Origin of the sequence: Citrobacter sp. Cf087 (assembly GCF_030334285.1) — a bacterium.
In the GTDB taxonomy this organism is placed as follows: domain Bacteria; phylum Pseudomonadota; class Gammaproteobacteria; order Enterobacterales; family Enterobacteriaceae; genus Citrobacter; species Citrobacter freundii.
Genome location: NZ_JAOWED010000031.1, coordinates 918,301 through 939,881, shown reverse-complemented (window position 1 = coordinate 939,881; position 21,581 = coordinate 918,301). Strand labels below are relative to the sequence as shown.

Annotated in this window: 20 protein-coding genes; 9 read left to right on the top strand and 11 right to left on the bottom strand. The window is 52.4% G+C overall.

The features are described 5' to 3' along the window. The first annotated feature begins 232 nt into the window (after positions 1-232). Entirely contained in the window at positions 233-478 is a 246-nt protein-coding gene (locus OGV57_RS21255; protein ID WP_003020763.1) for a DUF1883 domain-containing protein, read from the top strand. A 54-nt stretch (positions 479-532) separates the two neighbouring features. Here the strand turns inward: OGV57_RS21255 and OGV57_RS21250 are convergent, their stop codons facing one another. After that, entirely contained in the window at positions 533-1,228 is a 696-nt protein-coding gene (locus OGV57_RS21250; protein ID WP_032935458.1) for a gamma-glutamylcyclotransferase, read from the bottom strand. Between the two features lie 403 nt (positions 1,229-1,631). On the opposite strand from OGV57_RS21250, the gene chaA reads away from it, so the two are divergent. Further along, the gene (chaA, locus tag OGV57_RS21245) at positions 1,632-2,732 is read left to right on the top strand and encodes a sodium-potassium/proton antiporter ChaA (RefSeq protein ID WP_003020769.1); all 1,101 of its coding nucleotides are present in this window, start codon (positions 1,632-1,634) and stop codon (positions 2,730-2,732) included. A gap of 98 nt (positions 2,733-2,830) precedes the next feature. Here the strand turns inward: chaA and kdsA are convergent, their stop codons facing one another. Genes kdsA through hemA form a run of 6 tightly spaced genes read right to left on the bottom strand, consistent with a single transcriptional unit; the run spans position 2,831 to position 8,135 of the window. Next, the gene (kdsA, locus tag OGV57_RS21240; RefSeq protein WP_003020772.1) at positions 2,831-3,685 is read right to left on the bottom strand and encodes a 3-deoxy-8-phosphooctulonate synthase; all 855 of its coding nucleotides are present in this window, start codon (positions 3,683-3,685) and stop codon (positions 2,831-2,833) included. 35 nt (positions 3,686-3,720) lie between these two features. Next, positions 3,721-4,530 carry an invasion regulator SirB1 gene (gene sirB1 / locus OGV57_RS21235; RefSeq protein ID WP_003020775.1) on the bottom strand — a complete coding sequence of 270 codons (810 nt, stop codon included), beginning with the start codon at positions 4,528-4,530 and terminating at the stop codon, positions 3,721-3,723. 2 nt (positions 4,531-4,532) lie between these two features. After that, the gene (gene sirB2, locus OGV57_RS21230; protein WP_048232144.1) at positions 4,533-4,925 is read right to left on the bottom strand and encodes an invasion regulator SirB2; all 393 of its coding nucleotides are present in this window, start codon (positions 4,923-4,925) and stop codon (positions 4,533-4,535) included. Next, entirely contained in the window at positions 4,922-5,755 is an 834-nt protein-coding gene (prmC, locus tag OGV57_RS21225; protein ID WP_048232145.1) for a peptide chain release factor N(5)-glutamine methyltransferase, read from the bottom strand. Before prmC ends, sirB2 begins: the two co-directional genes overlap by 4 nt. Next, positions 5,755-6,837: a peptide chain release factor 1 gene (prfA, locus tag OGV57_RS21220; protein ID WP_003020786.1), complete on the bottom strand. Its 1,083-nt coding sequence runs from the start codon at positions 6,835-6,837 to the stop codon at positions 5,755-5,757. Before prfA ends, prmC begins: the two co-directional genes overlap by 1 nt. A 41-nt stretch (positions 6,838-6,878) precedes the next feature. After that, on the bottom strand, positions 6,879-8,135 hold the full coding sequence (hemA, locus tag OGV57_RS21215) for a glutamyl-tRNA reductase (RefSeq protein WP_003020789.1): 1,257 nt from the start codon (positions 8,133-8,135) through the stop codon (positions 6,879-6,881). A gap of 211 nt (positions 8,136-8,346) precedes the next feature. Here hemA and lolB point away from each other — a divergent pair, with 211 nt between their 5' ends. From lolB to dauA, 4 genes are all read left to right on the top strand, one after another. Further along, a complete protein-coding gene (gene lolB / locus OGV57_RS21210) occupies positions 8,347-8,970 on the top strand; it encodes a lipoprotein insertase outer membrane protein LolB (protein WP_032935449.1) in 624 nt (207 codons plus the stop codon). Next, the gene (ispE, locus tag OGV57_RS21205) at positions 8,967-9,818 is read left to right on the top strand and encodes a 4-(cytidine 5'-diphospho)-2-C-methyl-D-erythritol kinase (protein WP_032935447.1); all 852 of its coding nucleotides are present in this window, start codon (positions 8,967-8,969) and stop codon (positions 9,816-9,818) included. The genes lolB and ispE overlap by 4 nt, the downstream gene beginning before the upstream one ends. A 266-nt stretch (positions 9,819-10,084) precedes the next feature. Then, on the top strand, positions 10,085-11,032 hold the full coding sequence (prs, locus tag OGV57_RS21200) for a ribose-phosphate diphosphokinase (protein WP_001518537.1): 948 nt from the start codon (positions 10,085-10,087) through the stop codon (positions 11,030-11,032). 124 nt (positions 11,033-11,156) lie between these two features. After that, positions 11,157-12,839, top strand: a complete 1,683-nt coding sequence (dauA, locus tag OGV57_RS21195) for a C4-dicarboxylic acid transporter DauA (protein ID WP_071684132.1) — start codon at positions 11,157-11,159, stop codon at positions 12,837-12,839. A gap of 120 nt (positions 12,840-12,959) precedes the next feature. Here the strand turns inward: dauA and OGV57_RS21190 are convergent, their stop codons facing one another. Continuing rightward, complete coding sequence (locus OGV57_RS21190) at positions 12,960-14,423, bottom strand: pyridoxal phosphate-dependent decarboxylase family protein (RefSeq protein ID WP_054528437.1); 1,464 nt, start codon at positions 14,421-14,423, stop codon at positions 12,960-12,962. A 15-nt stretch (positions 14,424-14,438) separates the two neighbouring features. After that, positions 14,439-15,824, bottom strand: a complete 1,386-nt coding sequence (locus tag OGV57_RS21185; protein ID WP_008784983.1) for a diaminobutyrate--2-oxoglutarate transaminase — start codon at positions 15,822-15,824, stop codon at positions 14,439-14,441. A gap of 608 nt (positions 15,825-16,432) precedes the next feature. Between OGV57_RS21185 and lysC the strand changes: the two genes are divergently transcribed. Continuing rightward, positions 16,433-17,794, top strand: coding sequence for a lysine-sensitive aspartokinase 3 (gene lysC / locus OGV57_RS21180; RefSeq protein ID WP_054528438.1), 1,362 nt, complete (start codon positions 16,433-16,435; stop codon positions 17,792-17,794). A 114-nt stretch (positions 17,795-17,908) separates the two neighbouring features. Here the strand turns inward: lysC and ychH are convergent, their stop codons facing one another. Beyond that, a complete protein-coding gene (gene ychH / locus OGV57_RS21175; RefSeq protein WP_003020810.1) occupies positions 17,909-18,190 on the bottom strand; it encodes a stress-induced protein YchH in 282 nt (93 codons plus the stop codon). Positions 18,191-18,464: 274 nt separating this feature from the next. On the opposite strand from ychH, the gene pth reads away from it, so the two are divergent. Then, the gene (gene pth / locus OGV57_RS21170) at positions 18,465-19,049 is read left to right on the top strand and encodes an aminoacyl-tRNA hydrolase (RefSeq protein WP_003020814.1); all 585 of its coding nucleotides are present in this window, start codon (positions 18,465-18,467) and stop codon (positions 19,047-19,049) included. A gap of 115 nt (positions 19,050-19,164) precedes the next feature. Beyond that, the gene (gene ychF, locus OGV57_RS21165; RefSeq protein WP_003020818.1) at positions 19,165-20,259 is read left to right on the top strand and encodes a redox-regulated ATPase YchF; all 1,095 of its coding nucleotides are present in this window, start codon (positions 19,165-19,167) and stop codon (positions 20,257-20,259) included. 200 nt (positions 20,260-20,459) lie between these two features. On the opposite strand, the gene OGV57_RS21160 is transcribed toward ychF, so the two are convergent. Beyond that, positions 20,460-21,455, bottom strand: a complete 996-nt coding sequence (locus OGV57_RS21160; protein WP_054528439.1) for a LacI family DNA-binding transcriptional regulator — start codon at positions 21,453-21,455, stop codon at positions 20,460-20,462. Between the last annotated feature and the right edge of the window lie 126 nt (positions 21,456-21,581).

Here is a 21,581-nt window from a genome sequence, read left to right as displayed (position 1 = left end):
TGTCGATAATTTCCGGATTTAATCGTAGATGGGCGCGGTTTCGTTGAACGTTAGCACGCCCTTTCAATCCTTTTGAGGGATTTTGTCACTTTTGTTTAATCGTTATGCCATTTTTTGATCAAAATCAGCATCCCGTTGCTCCCCCTTTGGTGTTATGCAATGAGTGAAATGTGAACAACATCACGCAGCACTTTCGACAGAAAGTACGTTGTTTTCAAGAACGGGGTGAAAAATGGCATTAGTGAAGGCAAGTTTAAAGTTATTTGGTGGCGATACGGTGGTTGTGCGCTGTTCCGAGCGCTGTCACATCCATCTGATGAGCGAGAAAAATCACGTCAAAGACACGCAGTCCGACATCTTAAGCGTGCAGGATCGTGATAACGCATGGTTGACCGTGCCCTATACCGGCATCTGGAATGTGCTGATCGACAGCCACAGCCAGTCGCTAGAGCATTCAATAAGTTATATTGCAGCCTAAGCGTTAATTGCCCGAAAAGCGCCTGGCTTTCGGGCATTCAGTTCCCGGCTGGATTCAGGCAAACCCTGGCCGCATAACTCCTTCCGGCAGATTCTCTCCCAACAATCGTTTGACCGTGATCACCAGATCGTTAAGACAGTCATCCTGCATCCCCAACTTGACCAGCTCTTGTTCCAGCGAGAACAGATACTGGGCGTTGGTGCCTAAAGGTCCGCTCGCCGCAGCGATAAGCGGCGCAATCACCTGCGCGCGCGTGTCTGACTCAAACAGCGGGTGGCGAGGATCCATAATAAAGACCAGCGCGTTCACCTTCCGACCATCATCCAGCGCCAACTGGCACCAGGTGGGCAGATAGCATCCGGTGATCATTTCACGCTTCCACAGTAAAGAAAGCTCTTGTTCGAGCGATGCGTTAGGTAAGCGGTAGGCTACACCGGTAGTGCGTCCGCCCTCTTTCAAGGCCAACATGCGTCCTGGCTGACCCGCCGTTCCTCGCCCCGCCGTCAGGCGCAGGCAAAAAGCACGGTGCCAGCCAACTAACGTCCCGGTACAGGACTCATCAAACTCTAAGGCCGGATTCCACATCAACGATCCATAACCGAAGATCCACACCGGTCCATCATCGGGTCGGCAAGCAAGCGTGGCCGCCAGTGAGGCTGCCCGTTGTTCCGCTGACCAGAGTAGTGATTCTTCAATAGCACCAAATGCCGTCTTACAGTCGGCATTCAATAAAAAATCACGCGTTAACACCTTACACCTCCGCCACTGCTGCTTCCCTGCGACAACTTTTTTGACGCCTTCCGGGCTTTTTTACTGCTCATTTTGAAACCAATAGCTGGACAATAGGCAATTCGCCGCTAGCTTGCAAGGCAACAAAGCGTCAACGGCACTTTATATCCTCTCGCGTTGCTAAGCTCTGCACTATCATTTGTATCAGTAGTATCAGCAATTTTTGTTGACGTTAAAATCTAATGCTTTGTTATTTAAATACTCTATAAACAAGATATGCAATTTTATCCGCTTGGATGCAAAAATTGGTCCATGCCGTAAAATTACGTAAAACTAGATCGGAAATACCGAAAGATCTGTTATTTTTTACATTCTTTAATACTTTTATAATTATAAATACCTGCAGAGATGGAGAATTAGTTCAATGACACAAGTACATGAGGCGGTAAAAACCCGCCACAAGGAGACCTCTCTCGTCTTCCCGATTTTGGCGCTGGTAGTCCTGTTCTTCTGGGGGAGCAGTCAGTCACTACCAGTGGTCATCGGTATTAATGCGCTGGCCCTTATTGGTATATTAAGCAGCGCATTCAGCGTTGTCCGTCATGCGGATGTATTAGCACATCGACTTGGCGAACCCTACGGGTCACTGATCCTCAGCCTGTCCGTCGTTATTCTCGAAGTCAGCTTAATCTCCGCATTAATGGCGACCGGTGATGCTGCACCTACGCTCATGCGCGACACGTTGTACTCAATCATTATGATCGTCACCGGCGGTCTGGTCGGTTTTTCGTTACTATTGGGTGGCCGTAAATTTGCTACTCAGTATATGAATCTGTTTGGTATTAAACAGTATTTAATTGCCCTGTTCCCACTGGCCATTATTGTACTGGTGTTCCCAATGGCTTTACCGGGAGCGAATTTCACTACCGCCCAGGCGCTGCTGGTAGCATTAATTTCTGCAGCGATGTACGGCGTATTTTTACTGATTCAAACCAAAACGCACCAAAGCCTGTTCATTTACGAGCATGAAGATGAAGGCGACGATGACGACCCGCATCACGGCAAGCCATCAGCACACAGCAATATGTGGCACGCCGCCTGGCTTATCATTCATCTGATTGCCGTTATTGCCGTAACCAAGATGAACGCCAGCCCACTGGAGACCTTGCTGACTGAACTGAATGCCCCAGTGGCCTTTACCGGTTTCCTGGTTGCGTTACTCATCCTCTCTCCTGAAGGGCTGGGCGCGCTGAAAGCGGTTCTGAGCAATCAGGTACAGCGGGCGATGAATTTGTTCTTCGGTTCAGTATTAGCCACTATTTCACTGACCGTACCAGTGGTGACGCTGATCGCATGGGCAACCGGGAATGATTTGGTGTTTGCGCTGGGCGCGCCAGAGATGATTGTGATGGTTTCTTCACTGGTACTGTGCCATATCTCTTTCTCCACCGGACGCACCAATGTGCTTAACGGTGCGGCACATCTGGCGCTGTTTATCGCCTATCTGATGACGATATTTGCCTGATGAAAAAAGCCGGACACCGACATAACTTGTCGGGTCCGGCTTCTTATTTCCTTTCGTATACCTGATAAGCGCAAGCTCTATCAGGCACACAAAATGAATTAGTTCTCGGTATCCAGCTCGTCGAAGCTTTTCACCAGGTCATCAATCGCTTTAATCTGCGTCAGGAACTGTTCCAGTTTCGCCAGCGGCAGCGCGGATGGGCCATCGCATTTCGCATTGGCTGGATCCGGATGCGCTTCAATAAACAGACCCGCCAGACCTACCGCCATACCGGCGCGAGCCAGTTCGGTAACCTGCGCACGACGACCGCCGCTTGCTGCGCCAAACGGATCACGGCATTGCAGCGCATGGGTAACGTCAAAAATCACTGGTGAGTTGCCGGAGACTTTCTTCATCACGCTGAAGCCCAGCATGTCCACAACCAGGTTGTCATAACCAAAGTTCGCGCCACGGTCGCACAGAATAACTTTATCGTTACCACCTTCATGGAATTTATCCACGATATTGCCCATCTGGCCAGGGCTTACGAACTGCGGTTTCTTCACGTTGATAACGGCACCGGTTTTCGCCATCGCTTCCACCAGATCGGTCTGACGCGCGAGGAATGCCGGCAGCTGAATCACATCCACCACGTCAGCAACAGGCTGCGCCTGGCTGGCTTCGTGAACGTCGGTGATCACTTTTACGCCAAAAGTCTGCTTCAGTTCCTGGAAGATTTTCATCCCTTCTTCAAGGCCCGGTCCACGGTAAGAGTGGATGGAAGAACGGTTGGCTTTATCAAAGGAGGCTTTGAACACGTAAGGGATACCCAGCTTTTGAGTAACGGTTACGTAGTGCTCACAAATGCGCATCGCCAGATCGCGGGATTCCAGCACGTTCATTCCGCCAAACAGCACGAACGGCAGGTCATTTGCCACGTTGATGTCGCCAATGCTAACCACTTTTTGTTTCATAGGATCGCCTTAAACGGTAGGTAAAGTGTCATTAATCAATGCAATACAATTTGCTTGTGCGAAATAGTATTAATCTGCGCACGAATCATTTCGCTGATCGGGTCTTCCGGACACTGCTCAACGAAATAACTTAAATCGGTCAACGCAACATGTTCACACTCGAGCTGCGCGTAGATTAATCCACGATCGCGTATTTCATACGGATCTTCAGGATTAAACTGTAATAGTGCTTCGCTGGCACGCAGCGCCAGCTCCATTTGCCGCTCTTCCATCAGCGATGATTTCAGCGTGTCGAGCAGCTTGCGGATTACTTCTGCATTATCCGCCTCATCCAGGTCTTCGTTAAACAGCTCCGCGACCGGGCTGATATTCCCCTTCAACCACACTTCCAGCGTGTGCTCATTTAACGTTTCGCCATTGAACGGATTGATTAGCCACATTTCGCCATCGAGCGATTCAATACGCAGGATGAGTTGTGTCGGGAAAATCACCGGCACCAGCGGTAGCTCCAGTCGGTTGGCAATCCACAACAAGATAGCGCCCAGAGATACAGCGCTGCCCTGACGATTTTTCAGTACCTGGTCAAGCCATAATGCATCAGAAAGACGATAGACGCCGTGGGTATCCGTAAACCCCCATTCGCCGTAAAAAAGTGCCAGCAGTTTTTCCAGTTGCTCATCCTGAGACAGGAGCTGGCTAATTTCTTCTTGCGCCAGACTAACCAGACGTTCCAGTTCGTCATACACAGTTTGTGTTGGAAAATCCAGACGGATAGACTCCGACGCCAGGATCATCCCATCACACAATGGCGCTTTATTAAATTCGAAATCAGCTAACGACCTCATGCTTACCCCAGTAACGGTATTTTTGTGGTGGCGAGTTTAATGATGATGTACAGCACCACCAGCGCCAGCGGAAATGCGACTAATCGCGCCTGCTGACTGCGCGCCCGACGATAATCGAGCGCAATAAAACCCAAAACGATGTAAATGATAACCCCAAACAGCTTTTCAGTCAGCCATGTCCCGTGCTCAGTGAATGGCAGGATGTGCGCTTTAACCATTAACGTTATGCCGCTGAGTAATAAAACGGTATCGACAACCGGCGGCACGATGCGCGTCCAGCGCGCGCAGGCAAGGCGCGAGTCGGTGTAACGCCACCAAAAACGCAGCGTTAACAGACCAACAGAAAGCGCAATGCTGATGAGATGGACGTTGAGTAACACGCTGAAGGTACTCATGATGGGATGCGTCCAAGCGTAATTCGCTCGTTGCCGCCATAGTCGCGGCAGGTTTCAACCGCCTGGTAACCGGCATGAGTATAGGCGTCGCGGACTGCCTGTCCCTGCTGCCAGCCGTGCTCCAGCAACAGATATCCGCCGGGCGTTAGCATTTGTCGAGACTGGTCAATGATATGCACGATATCCGCCATACCCTGCTCGCCCGCCACCAGTGCCGATAGCGGCTCAAAACGTACATCGCCAAGCGCCAGGTGCGGGTCCTGTTCGTCGATATACGGCGGATTGCTGACAATCATGTCAAACTGCTGCCCCTGCAAAGCGCTGAACCAGTCGCTTTGCAGCACGCAAACATTGTCGATGGCCAGATGCTGTTTGTTGCGAGTTGCCAGCGCCACGGCATCGGGCATGCGGTCAACCGCGGTCACCGCGCAATCCGGACGCTCAGTTGCCAGCGCCAGCGCGATGGCGCCCGTGCCGGTTCCCAAATCGAGAATACGACACGCAGAGGCAGGCAGACGAGCCAGCGCCTGCTCAACAAGACACTCAGTATCCGGGCGTGGAATAAGCGTAGCCGGAGAGACAAACAGCGGCAGCGACCAGAACTCGCGCACGCCGGTCAGATGTGCCACCGGCTCACCCCGCTGACGGCGTTCCAGTAATGTATCGAGCCGTTGACGCTGCGCCTCGGTTAACACCGTTTCGCCGAACGCCAGAATAAAGGTGCGCCCCTTACCGGTGACAAACTCGAGTAAAATCTCGGCGTCACGTCGCGGGCTTTCGCTTTCCTGTAATTGGCTTATCGCTTCACGCAGCCAGTGCTGATAATCCATTAATCCTGCTCGGACAACGCCGCCAGTTGGTCGGCCTGGTATTCCTGGACAATCGGCTCAATCAGCATATCCAGTTTGCCTTCCATCGCTTCATCCAGACGGTAGAGTGTCAGGTTAATGCGGTGATCGGTCACACGACCCTGCGGGAAGTTATAGGTGCGGTTACGATCGCTGCGATCGCCGCTGCCCAACAGGTTACGACGTTCAGAGGCTTCCGCCTGTTGACGTCTTGCCACTTCGGCGGCACGAATTCGCGCCCCCAGCACCGACATCGCTTTGGCTTTGTTTTTATGCTGTGAACGTTCGTCCTGGCATTCCACCACGATACCGGTCGGTAAGTGGGTAATACGGATTGCGGAGTCGGTGGTGTTAACGTGCTGACCGCCCGCGCCTGATGAACGGAAGGTATCAATACGCAGATCGGCCGGGTTGATGTCCGGCAGTTCGGCATCCGGCAGTTCCGGCATGACAGCGACCGTACAGGCAGAAGTATGAATACGCCCCTGCGATTCCGTCGCAGGTACGCGCTGCACGCGATGGCCGCCGGACTCAAATTTCAGTCGCCCGTAAACGCCTTCTCCGCTAATCTTGGCAATAACTTCTTTAAACCCGCCATGTTCGCCTTCGCTGGCGCTCATGATCTCTACCCGCCAGCGACGCGATTCAGCGTAACGGCTGTACATGCGGAACAGATCGCCGGCAAACAGCGCCGCTTCATCACCACCGGTTCCCGCACGCACTTCGAGGAAGGCGTTACGTTCGTCATCGGGGTCTTTAGGTAACAGCAGGACCTGCAGATGCTGTTCCAGCTGCTCGCATTTCTCTTTTGCTTCGCGCAGTTCATCCTGCGCCATTTCACGCATTTCAGGATCGTCGAGCATCATCTGAGCCGTCTCGATATCTTCCTGAACCTGTTGCCAGTCCGTAAAACAGCGAGAGACATCGCTTAATTGCGCATATTCGCGCGACAGCGCACGAAAGCGATCCTGATCTGCGATAGTACCCGCATCACCGAGCAGCGCCTGAACTTCTTCATGGCGTTCATGCAGGGCTTCCAGTTTAGCAACGATAGAAGGCTTCATAGGCGTAAATGCACCCTGTAAAAAATAAGATTGGTGTGCTGCTACTCCAGCCCGAGGCTGTCGCGCAGAATATTCAGGCGTTCACTATCCCCGTCACGGGCGGCCTGTTGAAGTGATTTGGTTGGTGCATGGATCAGGCGGTTGGTCAGTTTCCAGGCCAAATCCTGCATAATGGCTTGCGCATCACCGCCCTGCTGAAGAGCGGCCAACGCTTTAGCGGTCAGTTCATCACGGATCTGTTCTGACTGACTGCGATACTCGCGGATAGTGTCGCTTGCGCCCTGGGCGCGTAGCCAGGCCATAAACTCGCTGGCTTCCTGCTCCACAATCGTTTCGGCTTCCACCGCCGCCGCTTTACGCTGGGCCAGGTTATGCGAAATGATGCTTTGCAGGTCATCAACGCTGTACAGATAGGCGTTAGACAATTTACCCACTTCCGGCTCGACATCGCGCGGTACGGCGATATCCACCAGTAGCATAGGCTGATTGCGACGGTTTTTAAGCGCGCGTTCCACCATTCCTTTACCGATAATCGGCAGCGGACTGGCAGTAGAACTGATAATGATATCGGCATCCTGCAAACGCGCGTCGATATCACTCAGTGAAATCACCTCGGCGCCGACTTCATCCGCCAGCACCTGCGCACGCTCGCGCGTACGGTTGGCGATGATCATCTTCTTCACTTTATGCTCGCGCAAGTGTCGCGCTACCAGTTCGATGGTTTCGCCCGCACCGACTAACAGCACGGTTACCGTTGAGAGCGATTCAAATATCTGCCGCGCCAGAGTACAGGCGGCAAACGCCACCGACACGGCGCTGGCACCGATGTCAGTTTCTGTACGTACACGTTTAGCAACAGAGAATGATTTCTGGAACATGCGCTCCAGCGCACTGGCGTTCTGGTGGCCTTTTTGCGAATCCGCAAATGCTTTTTTCACCTGCCCCAAAATTTGCGGTTCACCGAGCACCAGTGAATCCAGACCACTGGCAACGCGCATCAAATGACTGACGGCGTCGTTGTCCTGGTGCCAGTACAGGCTATTACGTAGGTCTTCTTCATTGAGGTTATGGTATTCGCACAGCCAGCGAATCAGCGCTTCTCGCAGGTTATCCTGCTCTTCCACGCTGAGGTAAATCTCTGTGCGGTTACACGTCGACAGCACTACCCCGCCCTGCACCATTGGCAGCGCTTGCAGGCTGTCCAGCGCCTGATCGAGCGTATCCGGCGAAAACGTTACGCGTTCTCGCAGCGATACAGGTGCCGTTTTATGGTTAATACCAAGCGCTAAAAGGGTCATGTGTGCGGGAATAGTACCAGCGTTGATAAGGTTAGACTGGGTGCATCATACAGGATGCGTGCGGTCAATAAAAGAGACTGACCCCTTTTGGAGTAATAGCTTAGTGCACAAATTTAAGCGATTTAAGATAACTTGAACGTAGACGATGTCTGATGGCGGCGCTAGCATTAAGAGTTATAACTGCAACGTATCTCAAGGATTTGTCATCATTATGACCCTGCCTGATTTTCGCCTGATTCGCCTGCTGCCCCTTGCGGCCCTGGTTCTTAGTGCCTGTACCCTCAACGCGCCGAAAGGTCCCGGCAAAAGCCCCGATTCCCCGCAGTGGCGCCAGCACCAGCAGGAAGTACGCGCCCTGAACCAATATCAGACGCGCGGTGCGTTTGCCTATATTTCCGATCAACAGAAAGTGTATGCCCGCTTTTTCTGGCAGCAAACCGGTCAGGATCGCTATCGTCTCCTGCTGACCAACCCACTGGGCAGCACTGAACTGGAACTCAATGCGCAGCCGGGTAACGTCGAACTGGTCGATAACAAAGGCAAGCACTACACTGCCGACGACGCTGAAGAGATGATCGGCAAACTGACTGGCATGCCTATCCCATTGAATAGCCTGCGCCAGTGGATCCTTGGTCTGCCGGGAGATGCCACCGATTACAAACTCGATGATCAATACCGTCTAAGTGAAGTGAATTACAGCAAAGACGGTAAAAACTGGAAAGTGGTCTATAGCGGCTACGACAGCAAAACCCAGCCAGCGATGCCGGCAAACATGGAGCTGTCGGACGGCTCCCAGCGTATTAAGCTGAAAATGGACAACTGGATTGTGAAATGATGACTCATTGGCCCTCTCCGGCAAAACTGAATCTGTTTTTATACATCACCGGGCAACGTGCGGACGGTTACCACTCGCTGCAAACGCTATTTCAGTTTCTTGATTATGGCGACACGATAGATATTGCGCTGCGTGGCGACGGCGAAATTCGCCTGTTAACCCCGGTGGAAGGCGTTGCGCACGAAGACAACCTGATCGTCCGTGCGGCACGTTTGCTGATGAAGGTAGCATCTGAAAGCAATCGCCTTCCCAAAGGGAGCGGTGCGGACATCAGTATCGACAAACGCCTGCCGATGGGCGGCGGCCTCGGCGGTGGTTCATCAAATGCGGCAACCGTTCTGGTGGCGCTTAACCATCTCTGGCAGTGTGGACTTTCGATTGATGAACTGGCGGCACTCGGTTTAACCCTAGGGGCGGATGTTCCCGTGTTCGTGCGCGGCCATGCGGCCTTTGCCGAAGGTGTTGGAGAAATTCTGACGCCGGTCGAGCCTGAAGAAAAGTGGTATCTGGTTGCTCACCCAGGAGTCAGCATTCCGACACCGGTGATTTTTAACGATCCCGACCTCCCGCGCAACACGCCAAAAAGGTCAATAAAAACGTTACTAAAATGTGAATTCGGCAATGATTGCGAGGTTATCGCAAGAAAACGTTTTCGCGAGGTTGATGCGGCGCTTTCCTGGCTGTTAGAATACGCGCCGTCGCGCCTGACTGGTACAGGGGCTTGTGTCTTTGCTGAATTTGACACTGAGTCTCGTGCTCGCCAGGTGCTTGAGCAAGCCCCGGAATGGCTCAAAGGCTTTGTGGCGAAAGGCGTCAACCTCTCCCCATTGCACAGAGCGTTACTCTAAATCCTTCTGGTTTCAGGAAGATGGCGAAATGACGAACCGCCAGGAGCATACAAAAGTATGTGACTGATGTGAGGAATTAATGCCAGCGAACATGAAACACGAAGGATAACGAGTAAGCCGGGCAAGCTGAGTTGCGGTGACAACGTCACCCTGTTCCAGACGTTGCATCGCGCTCTTTAATACACCGCATGGAGAGGATACTGCCTGGCCCGCACAGTTTTCGGCAGATTCTTTCCACCAATGGACGCATGCCTGAGGTTCTTCTCGTGCCTGATATGAAGCTTTTTGCTGGTAACGCCACCCCGGAACTAGCACAACGTATTGCCAACCGCCTGTACACTTCACTCGGCGACGCCGCTGTAGGTCGCTTTAGCGACGGCGAAGTCAGCGTACAAATTAATGAAAATGTACGCGGTGGTGATATTTTCATCATCCAGTCCACTTGTGCCCCTACTAACGACAACCTGATGGAATTGGTCGTTATGGTTGATGCGCTGCGCCGTGCTTCCGCAGGTCGTATCACCGCCGTTATTCCTTACTTCGGCTATGCACGTCAGGATCGTCGCGTACGTTCCGCTCGTGTACCGATTACCGCTAAAGTCGTCGCTGATTTCCTGTCCAGCGTTGGCGTTGACCGCGTCCTCACCGTTGACCTGCATGCTGAACAGATCCAGGGCTTCTTCGATGTACCGGTTGATAACGTATTTGGTAGCCCGATCCTGTTAGAAGACATGCTGCAGCTGAACCTGGACAACCCGATTGTGGTTTCTCCGGATATCGGTGGCGTCGTGCGTGCCCGCGCTATCGCTAAACTGCTGAACGATACCGATATGGCTATCATCGACAAACGTCGCCCGCGTGCGAACGTTTCTCAGGTGATGCACATTATTGGTGACGTTGCGGGCCGTGACTGCGTGCTGGTTGATGACATGATCGATACCGGCGGTACGCTGTGTAAAGCAGCTGAAGCGCTGAAAGAGCGTGGTGCTAAACGCGTATTTGCTTATGCAACTCACCCGATCTTCTCAGGTAATGCGGCAAACAACCTGCGCAACTCAGTAATTGATGAAGTCGTTGTCTGTGACACCATTCCACTGACCGACGAAATCAAAGCACTGCCAAACGTGCGTACGTTGACTCTGTCGGGTATGCTGGCCGAAGCGATTCGTCGTATCAGCAACGAAGAATCCATCTCTGCTATGTTCGAGCATTAATCGAACCCGGCTCAAAAACCCGCTGCGGCGGGTTTTTTTATCTGTAATATTTATTTGTATGACTTTTGCCTCCTTCACCTGCCATTCAATTGACAGATGATGCGCCCATGGATGAAACATTATTGTGAACAGATTATTTTCCTCACATGTGATGCCTTTCCGCGCCCTCATCGACGCTTGTTGGAAAGAAAAATATACCGTTTCTCGCTTTACCCGCGACCTGATCGCCGGGATAACGGTTGGGATAATTGCCATTCCGCTGGCGATGGCGCTGGCAATCGGTAGTGGCGTTGCACCACAGTACGGCCTGTACACCTCTGCCGTGGCTGGGATTGTTATCGCCCTCACCGGGGGCTCACGCTTTAGCGTATCAGGCCCAACTGCCGCCTTCGTGGTGATTTTGTATCCGGTGTCGCAACAGTTTGGACTGGCAGGTCTGCTGGTCGCCACGCTAATGTCCGGGATATTCCTGATCCTTTTCGGCCTCGCTCGATTTGGCCGCCTGATCGAATACATTCCGGTGTCCGTTACGTTAGGTTTTACCTCGGGTATTGGTATCACCATCGGTACCATGCAGATTAAAGATTTTCTTGGCCTGCAGATGGCTCATGTCCCTGAGCACTACCTGCAGAAGGTCGGCGCGCTGTTTATGGCCCTGCCAACCATCAACGTGGGGGATGCCGCGATTGGCGTGGTCACACTGGGGATCCTGATTTTCTGGCCGCGTCTGGGGATCCGCCTGCCGGGCCACCTTCCTGCACTGCTGGCTGGCTGCGCGGTGATGGGTATCGTGAACCTGACGGGTGGCCATGTAGCGACCATCGGGTCTCAGTTCCATTACATTCTGGCCGATGGCTCGCAGGGTAACGGTATCCCACAGCTGCTGCCGCAGTTGGTACTGCCATGGGATATGCCTGGCTCCAACTTTACGCTGAGCTGGAGTTCATTACAGGCACTGTTACCCGCAGCCTTTTCGATGGCAATGCTCGGAGCAATCGAATCTCTGCTGTGCGCTGTCGTCCTCGATGGGATGACCGGCACCAAGCATAAGGCCAATAGCGAATTGATTGGTCAGGGTCTGGGCAACATCGTCGCACCGTTCTTTGGCGGTATCACTGCCACTGCGGCAATTGCCCGTTCTGCGGCTAACGTTCGTGCCGGCGCAACGTCGCCAATTTCTGCGGTCATTCACGCGATTCTGGTGATCCTAGCCCTGTTGGTGCTTGCACCGCTGCTTTCCTGGTTACCGCTTTCCGCCATGGCCGCCCTGCTGCTAATGGTGGCATGGAACATGAGTGAAGCGCATAAAGTGGTGGATTTGCTGCGTCATGCGCCGAAAGACGACATCATCGTCATGCTGATGTGTATGTCGCTGACGGTGCTGTTCGATATGGTTATCGCCATCAGTGTCGGTATCGTTCTTGCATCTCTACTGTTTATGCGTCGTATTGCGCGCATGACGCGTCTGGCGCCGGTCAACGTAGACGTACCGGACGATGTGCTGGTGTTGCGCGTCATTGGCCCGCTATTCTTTGCCGCGGCGGAAGGATTATTTACCGATCTCGAGTCGCGTATTGAAGGTAAACGCATCGTAGTCTTGAAGTGGGACGCGGTCCCGGTACTGGATGCCGGTGGTCTGGACGCTTTCCAGCGTTTTGTGAAAAAACTGCCTGAAGGCTGCGAGCTGCGGGTATCTAACCTGGAATTTCAGCCGCTGCGCACCATGGCGCGCGCGGGTATTCAGCCGATCCCCGGTCGTCTGGCATTCTTCCCGAATAAAGACGCCGCTTTAGCGGATATTAAATAGCAAAAAGGCTCCCGTGAACGGGAGCCTTTTTATTGCCGGATGAGGTTCGCTTATCCGGCCCACAAAACCCAAACATTGCACCGAACCCGTAGGCCCGGTAAACGCAGTGCCACCAGGCAATTACGCGTTTAAAATGCTCAATGCCGTTGCCTTAACGCTGGCCAGCAGGACTTTCACATCCTCCAGGCACACCGTCGGGTTCAGCAGCGTCAGCTTCAGGCAGGTGATGCCATCCGCTTCGGTCACGCCGACGTTGGCGCTACCGGAAGCCAGCAGCACGTCGCCAATACGCTGGTTCAGCAGCGCAACGAACGCCATATCATCGCTTTCAGGACGGAAGCGGAACAGCACGCTTGCCAGCTGTGGTTCCATCACCAGTTCAAGATGCGACTGGGTTTTGACAAACTCAGCAACATCACGCGCCAGCGTTACGCCATTATCAATGATTTCGGCATACTGCTTTTTGCCCAGCGCTTCGAGGCCCATCCACAGCTTCAGCGCATCGAAACGACGCGTGGTCTGCAGCGACTTCGATACCAGGTTTGGTACGCCAGCCTCTTCATCGAAATCAGAGTTCAGGTACGCCGCCTGGTAACGCATCAGCTCGTAGTGGCGCGCATCTTTTAACAGGAACGCACCGCAGCTGATGGTCTGGAAGAACTGCTTGTGGAAATCCAGCGTCACGGAATCTGCCAGCTCAAGGCCGTTGAGGAAGTGACGATACTGTTCAGAAAGCAGTAACGCCCCGCCCCATGCCGCATCCACGTGCATCCAGACCTGATGTTCTGCCGCCAGCGCCGCAATATCCGCTAACGGATCGATGGCGCCAGCATCTGTCGTGCCAGCCGTCGCGACAATGGCCATCACCTGCTCGCCATTGGCTTTCGCCTGGGCCAGCTTGTCTTTCAGGTCAGCCAGATCCATGCGTGAAAACGCATCGGTCTTCACCTGGGTGACGGAGCGGTAGCCCAGCCCCATTAGCGCCATGTTCTTCTGCACGGAGAAGTGCGCGCTTTCAGAGCAGAACACTTTAATTTTGCTCAGATCACCGGTCAGACCATCTTGCTGAATGGAATGTCCCTGGCGAGCAAAGAAGGCGTCGCGCGCCAGCATCAGGCCCATCAGGTTACTCTGGGTGCCGCCGCTGGTGAATACGCCCGCATCGCCTGCCGCATAACCCACCTGCTCACGAAGCCATTCGATCAGTTTGATCTCAATGATCGTGGCCGACGGGCTTTGGTCCCAGGAGTCCATACTCTGGTTAGTGGCGTTGATCAGCACTTCCGCCGCCTGGCTAATCACCAGACTTGGGCAGTGCAGGTGCGCCACGCACTGAGCATGGTGAACCAACAGGCTGTCTTTGAGAAAGTATTCAACCGCACGCTCAATAGCGGCCTGGTTGCCCAGGCCCTGAGACGTAAAATTCAGGTTGATACGTTCACGCAGTTGCTCAACGGTTTTGCCCTGATACATCTCAGGCTGCTTCAACCATCCAACGACCGCTTGCGTACTCTGCTCGATAGCGTCCTGATAGGCGGCGATGCTTTGCGCCGAGCCGGACAGAATCGGGTTTACGTCTGACATTCGATCCAACTCCGTTTAAACCGGCTTCACGCCAGCGCCCAGCAGGGCGTTTTCGAATTTATCGAGGAAAATTTCCAGCTCAGCGTTGGTGATCAGCAGAGACGGCAGCAGACGCAGCACGCAGCCGTTGCGGCCACCACGCTCCAGAATCAGCCCGTTTTCGAAGCATTTCTTCTGCAGCAACGCGGACAGCTCGCCATCAGCCGGGTAGCAACCCATGTGATCCTGCGCTTCGTTCGGCTTCACGATTTCCAGGCCGATCATCAGGCCCAGACCACGCACCTGGCCGATAACCGGGTAGCGTTTCTGCAGGTCAGCCAGTTTGCCTTTCAGCCACTCGCCCTGGGCGGCAACTTTATCGGCAATCTTGTCGTCTTTGAGGATCTTCAGCGTTGTCAGACCGGTCGCCATCGCCAGTTGGTTGCCGCGGAAAGTGCCAGTGTGGTGGCCCGGAGCCCACGCATCGAATTGCTTTTTAATGCCCAGTACCGCCAGTGGCAGACCGCCGCCAACCGCTTTGGACATCACGATGATATCAGGTTCAATACCGGCGTGTTCGAAGGCGAACAGTTTACCGGTACGTGCAAAGCCAGCCTGAACTTCATCGATGATCAGCAGAATGCCGTGTTCCTGAGTCACTTTACGAATGCGTTGCAGCCATTCGACCGGAGCCGGGTTCACGCCGCCTTCGCCCTGCACGGCTTCGAGGATTACGGCAGCCGGTTTACGCACGCCGCTTTCAACGTCGTTGATCAGGTTTTCGAAGTAGTAGGTTAATGCTTTGACGCCAGCGTCGCCGCCGATACCCAGCGGGCAACGGTACTGATGTGGATACGGCATAAACTGCACTTCCGCCATCATATTGCTGACCGCTTCTTTCGGCGACAGGTTGCCGGTCACGGACAGCGCGCCGTGGGTCATCCCGTGGTAGCCGCCGGAGAAACTAATGATGCTGGAACGGCCGGTCACTTTCTTCGCCAGCTTCAGCGCCGCTTCAACAGCATCTGCACCGGACGGACCGGTGAACTGCAGGCAATATTCTTTGCCCTGGCCCGGTAATAAAGAAAGTAAATATGATGAGAATTCATCTTTTAACGGCGTGGTAAGGTCAAGCGTATGTAACGGTAAGCCGCTTGTGATGACACTTTGAATGCTCTGCAGCACTTCAGGATGGTTATGACCAAGCGCCAGGGTTCCGGCACCTGCCAGGCAATCAAGATATTGATTATTTTCTACATCAGTAATCCAGACGCCCTGCGCTTTAGCGATCGCTAATGGCAGTTTACGTGGATAGCTGCGGACATTAGATTCAAACTCAGCCTGTCTTGCTAAAAAGGTATCATTGCTCTGTGGTAATGAATTAGCACTTAAAGTATCAATACGGACTTTATCCGTCATCATATCACTCCTACAACCAGGTGTAGATTAACGCCTGATTGAATAAATGGTTATAAGGATTACCTGTAAAAAAGCGCGGCTAATATATGTTGTTTTAGCTTGGGACTCAATCATTTATTTTTAGACGTCTCAAATAAGCATTTTTTCCTTAAATTTCAGCGCATAACCTTCTTCAATCATTACTAAATCCTAAACAAATATAGCTATTAAATTAACAATACTGTAGCCAATTGCAGCGCTTACGATGTTATAAAAACCATGAGATTTTCATGTTTTTATTATTTTTTTACACGTTTTTACCATTAATAATGTAGACGCTTTCTTGTTACGACATGATTTTTCACTTATTTGCCTATAAATCGAATAAAAAAGTCGATCCCTTAATATAAATCACTTAGTATGGCGCGCTTATTTGCAGGCTTTGTAAATAAAATTAATGCGCAGCACCCGGTAACGCGTACAGGCGACACTCGTTATCGACAACAGGTATACCCTGGGTTGTCAGCAGAAATGTTCGCGGGCGGACATTTCGTAAGGCGAACTTTGTTCCCTTATGCCGAGAATGAAAATTTTCTAGCCATACTTTTATGGCGCCCTGATATGAGATTGTTATGACTCGCATTTATCCACCATCCGTCGTTGCCAAATTTGGCGGCACCAGCGTCGCTGATTTTGATGCGATGAACCGAAGCGCCAGCATTGTCCTTGCTGATCAAGATGTCCGTTTAGTCGTTTTGTCTGCTTCAGCAGGCGTGACAAACTTACTGGTCGAGCTTTCTGAAGGTCTGGAAACGCATCAACAATTAGATAAGCTTGAGACTTTACGCGCCATCCAATACAAAATTATTTCCCGCCTGAAGCAGCCTTCCGTTATCAGCACGGAAATCGATAATCTTCTCAACAACATACAGCGTCTTGCACAAACGGCGATGGTTTCACCGTCTGATGCGTTAAGCGATGAATTAGTCAGCCATGGCGAGCTGATGTCCTCACTACTGTTTACTGAAGTCTTACGTGAACGGCAGGCCGAGGCCGGGTGGTTTGATGCCCGCAGCGTGATGCGTACTAACGCGAACTTCGGCTGCGCCGAACCCGAGCTTGGCACACTGCACCACCAGGTGGAGACTCACCTGCGCCCTCGTCTTGAGCAAGCGATTATGGTGACTCAGGGATTTATCGGGCGAGATGCCGCAGGACACACCACAACGCTTGGACGCGGCGGTAGTGATTACACGGCTACGCTTCTCGGTGAGGCACTTAACGCCACACGCGTTGACATCTGGACCGACGTCGCAGGGATCTACACCACCGACCCACGCATTGCACCGCGGGCCAAACGAATCGACCATATCTCATTTTCCGAGGCCAGCGATATGGCCGCCTACGGTGCGAAGGTCCTCCACCCGGCTACGCTACTCCCGGCAATGCGTAAAAGCATTCCGGTCTTTGTTGGCTCAAGTAAGGATACTGCCGCCGGAGGTACGTTGGTGCACAACACCACCGATAATCCACCTCGCTATCGTGCGATCGCCGTGCGTCGTAAACAGACGCTGTTGCGGTTACACAGTCTGGAGAAGCAACCTTCCTGCTCTTTTCTGGCGCAGTCCTTCGCCATTTTAGCTCGCCACGCTGTCACGGTGGATTTGGTTACAACCTCAGAAAATAGTATTGCGCTGGCGCTGGACGCCACTCATGCAACCTCAGGTGAAGACCATGTGCTGACCACCGCATTGTTTACCGCATTATCCTCCCACTGTCGTGTAGAAGTGGAAACCGGGCTGGCGTTGGTCACTTTGGTGGGGAATCAACTCACACAGGCTGCGGGAGTTTGCAAAGACGTTTTTGCCTGGCTTGAAGAGCATACGGTACGAATGATTTGCCATGGAGCATCGAACGACAACCTGTGCATCCTGTTACCGGCTGACGATGCAGACAGCGCGGTTAGAGCATTACATTACCGGTTATTCGAATAATTCTTCTCTTATTCTGTCGCATCCAGTTTAAGCAATGATCATGAACAAGCAGAGCCCTGGTTTTATAACCAAGGCTCTTCATTCTGACCCCCGCCCTTTCAACAGAGGGAGGATTTAGTTATGACGGTGATTGGTGTCACCACGACGACAGCGTTTGTCATAATGACGTACCCACCAGTAACGGTCACTGATTTGTTCGTGTCCACCCACTCTGGCACCTGCTAACCAGAGAATACCGCCAACAAAAATACTGAGCACCGCACCATGTGCGAAAAACTGCGGCAGATTAAATTGCGGCAACTGGTTTAAAATTGAATAACCCACACCCACAACCATTACCACCAACCCTAAAGCCATGAGCACGTTACCGAGTAACGAAGCGTTTTTGCGTTTCATGTGTCACCTCCGGAACTTTGGGTTGTTACAGGGAATACCCCTAATCCTTATGTGTAAAGTATAGACAACACTGCCGTTCGCAAGTGCGGGAGCGATCACAATTACAAACACTCATGCAACAAAACTTTACAAATAAGCCACTGAACATACTCATTTTCTAATAGTCCATTTGTGCAATTATTCAGCTTTTGGCGATAAGCACGCAGTTTTTTGTCAAGCGCACCGTCAGACAGTAAACTACACGTCGTTTATCGAAACACTCAGGACAAAACAAGTGGCGATTAAATTGATTGTCGGCCTGGCGAACCCCGGCGCAGAGTATGCGGCAACGCGACACAACGCAGGCGCATGGTATGTCGATCTACTGGCAGAGAGATTACGCGCCCCCCTGCGCGATGAGCCGAAATTCTTCGGTTACACCTCCAGAGTAACGCTTGAAGGTGAAGATGTCCGTCTGCTGGTACCGACCACATTTATGAATCTTAGCGGCAAGGCCGTCGGTGCGATGGCCAGTTTTTATCGTATCAACCCCGATGAAATTTTGGTCGCGCACGATGAATTAGACCTGCCTCCTGGCGTGGCCAAATTTAAGCTTGGCGGCGGTCATGGCGGACATAATGGCCTGAAAGACATCATTAGCAAGTTAGGTAATAACCCCAACTTTCATCGTTTACGCGTTGGAATTGGCCATCCGGGCGATAAAAACAAAGTTGTCGGATTTGTTTTAGGCAAACCGCCTGTTTCAGAACAGAAGTTAATTGATGAAGCGATTGACGAAGCGGCACGTTGTACCGAGATTTTGTTCAAAGATGGCCTGACCAAAGCTACGAGCCGGTTACACACCTTTAAAGCGCAATAAGCAGTGATGTGCGGCATTTTTCTCGCGTGCTGTGTATAATAGGCAAAGTTATTTACATTTCTACAATCTGTTTTCCATAACAGGTTGAATATCAAAAGATTAAGGTGATTTAAACATGGGATTCAAATGCGGTATCGTCGGTTTGCCAAACGTAGGCAAATCCACCCTGTTCAACGCGCTCACAAAAGCGGGTATTGAAGCGGCAAACTTCCCGTTCTGTACTATCGAGCCGAACACGGGTGTTGTCCCGATGCCCGATCCGCGTCTGGATCAGCTGGCCGAAATCGTCAAACCACAGCGTATCCTGCCTACAACGATGGAATTCGTCGACATTGCCGGTCTGGTAAAAGGCGCGTCCAAAGGTGAAGGTCTGGGTAACCAATTCCTTACCAACATCCGCGAAACCGAAGCTATCGGCCACGTGGTGCGTTGCTTTGAAAACGACAACATCATCCACGTTAATAACAAAGTGGATCCGGCTGACGACATCGAGGTTATCAATACCGAGCTGGCGTTGTCCGACCTCGACACCTGTGAGCGCGCTATCCATCGTGTGCAGAAGAAGGCAAAAGGCGGCGACAAAGACGCTAAAGCGGAACTGGCTGCGCTGGAAAAATGCCTGCCACAGCTGGAAAACGCCGGCATGCTGCGCGCGCTGAAAACGCTGACTGACGAAGACAAAGCGGCCATCAAATACCTGAGCTTCCTGACCCTGAAGCCAACCATGTATATCGCTAACGTCAACGAAGACGGTTTTGAGAACAACCCGTACCTCGACAAAGTGCGCGAAATCGCGGCTGCCGAAGGTTCTGTTGTGGTTGCCGTTTGCGCTGCCGTTGAAGCTGACATCGCAGAACTCGATGATGCTGACCGTGAAGAATTCATGGCTGAAATGGGTCTGGAAGAGCCGGGCCTGAACCGCGTTATCCGTGCTGGTTACGAATTGCTGAACCTGCAGACCTACTTCACCGCTGGCGTGAAAGAAGTCCGTGCATGGACCATTCCTGTCGGTGCCACGGCTCCGCAGGCAGCAGGTAAAATCCATACCGACTTCGAGAAAGGCTTCATCCGCGCACAAACCATCGCGTTTGAAGATTTCATCACCTATAAAGGTGAGCAGGGTGCGAAAGAAGCTGGGAAAATGCGTGCCGAAGGTAAGGACTATATCGTCAAAGATGGCGATATCATGAACTTCCTGTTCAATGTCTAAATAAAATTTGTTGTCTCATGAGATCTCAACACATCTCATAAGAATCGCAAAAAGCTAAAAAATCCACGCAATTGCGTGGATTTTTTATTTCATAGCATCTCAGAGGTTCTCTCTGTTGCGCATCTGAAAGTTGGTACCAAACACGATGACCAAAAAGGCTGAGCTATTTTGGCAAAGCAGCAGTTGCCACGTGAACGTACTCATATTGAGGCGCGCGGAAGCCAGGGGCTGTCTACCCGCACGGTATCGCGGTGATCGAGCCCCTGGATAAGATGCAGTGCACTGAGACGGCCAATTTCATAATGCGGCAGCTGTACTGTGGATAGCGGCGGCAAAAACAGCTCGCCGGTGCCTACCATGTTGTCATAGCCCAGTACGGCAACATCCTGCGGAATGCGCAGCCCTCGCCCCAGCAAGACCTGGTAGATAACAAAAGCCACGCGGTCGTTACCGCATACCACCGCATCAAACATCGGACGCGTGCCACTCAGGTAATGCCCGGCAATCTCCGCCGCATCAATATGGTGACTCTCGCCCGCCGGAAGATAGTGGTGGAACATGGCATCAGGGTCGACGCCCGCTTCACGACAGGCGCGCTCCATTCCCGCCCGGCGGCGATCGGTGGCCACAATCCCTTTTGGCAGGTGGATGCACAGCAGCCGACGGTAGCCTGCGGCCAACAGCGCTTTCACGCCAAGGTATTGCCCTTGCTCATCATCAGGAATATAGGTGGGAAAAGGGCCACTGATGCTTTCGCAGTTCGCCAGCACGCAACGATGCTTATGCAGCTTTTCCGGCACCGGAACCTGACGCAGCCCCATCGCGGTGTAGATAATGCCGTCAGGGCGATGCGCCAGCAGCAGATCCACCATTTTCTCTGGCTGGTCATTGCTGAACATATTCACCACAAAGCTATTCCAACCGTGCGCCCGCGCGGTCTCTTCGATAGAAAGCGTTATCTCCACGGAAAATGGCGTGGTCATGGTGTCCAGCGCTAACACCCCAATAGTGTTAGCCGTGGTTTTCGCGCCACGAATTTTTTTCGCGGAGAGATCGGAGACATACCCCAGCGCATCTACCGCTTCCATCACCTTTTTATAGGTTTCTGGCCGCAGTCGTTCGGGCTCGTTAATCGCTCGCGATACGGTCATTAACGAGACGTTAGCCCGTTGCGCCACATCCTTTAAAGATGCCATACCCTCTCCTTCGCCGGTGTTCACTTTGCCGGGTTCTGAAAATGCGATCTTGATAACACCCGCAAAATGTTAACGTTAACTTTTGTGATTAACATCGATATTACCATTAATTTTGCGAGAAAACCG

Excerpts from the sequence above, each read along its gene's own strand:
- OGV57_RS21255 (WP_003020763.1), top strand. The coding sequence starts at position 233 with ATGGCATTAGTGAAGGCAAGTTTAAAGTTATTTGGTGGCGATACGGTG.
- chaA (WP_003020769.1), top strand. The coding sequence starts at position 1,632 with ATGACACAAGTACATGAGGCGGTAAAAACCCGCCACAAGGAGACCTCT.
- kdsA (WP_003020772.1), bottom strand. The coding sequence starts at position 3,685 with ATGAAACAAAAAGTGGTTAGCATTGGCGACATCAACGTGGCAAATGAC.
- sirB1 (WP_003020775.1), bottom strand. The coding sequence starts at position 4,530 with ATGAGGTCGTTAGCTGATTTCGAATTTAATAAAGCGCCATTGTGTGAT.
- sirB2 (WP_048232144.1), bottom strand. The coding sequence starts at position 4,925 with ATGAGTACCTTCAGCGTGTTACTCAACGTCCATCTCATCAGCATTGCG.
- prmC (WP_048232145.1), bottom strand. The coding sequence starts at position 5,755 with ATGGATTATCAGCACTGGCTGCGTGAAGCGATAAGCCAATTACAGGAA.
- prfA (WP_003020786.1), bottom strand. The coding sequence starts at position 6,837 with ATGAAGCCTTCTATCGTTGCTAAACTGGAAGCCCTGCATGAACGCCAT.
- hemA (WP_003020789.1), bottom strand. The coding sequence starts at position 8,135 with ATGACCCTTTTAGCGCTTGGTATTAACCATAAAACGGCACCTGTATCG.
- lolB (WP_032935449.1), top strand. The coding sequence starts at position 8,347 with ATGACCCTGCCTGATTTTCGCCTGATTCGCCTGCTGCCCCTTGCGGCC.
- ispE (WP_032935447.1), top strand. The coding sequence starts at position 8,967 with ATGATGACTCATTGGCCCTCTCCGGCAAAACTGAATCTGTTTTTATAC.
- OGV57_RS21190 (WP_054528437.1), bottom strand. The coding sequence starts at position 14,423 with ATGTCAGACGTAAACCCGATTCTGTCCGGCTCGGCGCAAAGCATCGCC.
- OGV57_RS21185 (WP_008784983.1), bottom strand. The coding sequence starts at position 15,824 with ATGATGACGGATAAAGTCCGTATTGATACTTTAAGTGCTAATTCATTA.
- lysC (WP_054528438.1), top strand. The coding sequence starts at position 16,433 with ATGACTCGCATTTATCCACCATCCGTCGTTGCCAAATTTGGCGGCACC.
- ychH (WP_003020810.1), bottom strand. The coding sequence starts at position 18,190 with ATGAAACGCAAAAACGCTTCGTTACTCGGTAACGTGCTCATGGCTTTA.
- ychF (WP_003020818.1), top strand. The coding sequence starts at position 19,165 with ATGGGATTCAAATGCGGTATCGTCGGTTTGCCAAACGTAGGCAAATCC.
- OGV57_RS21160 (WP_054528439.1), bottom strand. The coding sequence starts at position 21,455 with ATGGCATCTTTAAAGGATGTGGCGCAACGGGCTAACGTCTCGTTAATG.